Source organism: Methylobacterium sp. J-001, assembly GCF_022829565.1.
In the GTDB taxonomy this organism is placed as follows: Bacteria; Pseudomonadota; Alphaproteobacteria; order Rhizobiales; family Beijerinckiaceae; genus Methylobacterium.
Map to the genome: position 1 here is coordinate 1 of NZ_JAKSYN010000012.1, position 322 is coordinate 322.

1 rRNA gene is annotated in these 322 nt (G+C 54.0%); it reads left to right on the forward strand.

The features are described 5' to 3' along the window. Nucleotides 1–202 precede the first annotated feature (202 nt). A 23S ribosomal RNA gene (locus tag MKK65_RS00270) occupies nucleotides 203–322 on the forward strand; the annotation flags it as partial.

The following is a 322-nucleotide window of genomic DNA, read 5'->3' on the forward strand; positions in this document are numbered from 1 at the left end:
TGGCGAAGACATCAGTGACATCGTGAAGAGGGAATGTGGCCGTTGGGGGCGCGAAAGCGTCTACCCTGGCGGTCATGTTCGGCAAGCATACGGTGATGGAATCGGAAACGGTTCTGTCACTGGTCTTTTTGTGACCGTGTCAGATTTTTGCGCTGGATCCTCTGGACCCAGTTGCAAGAAAACGGACATCGATCACGAGAGCGATCAAGTGTCTTAAGAGCATTCGGTGGATGCCTTGGCGCTGAGAGGCGATGAAGGACGTGGTACGCTGCGATAAGCCTTGGGGAGCTGCGAACGAGCTTTGATCCAGGGATTTCCGAAT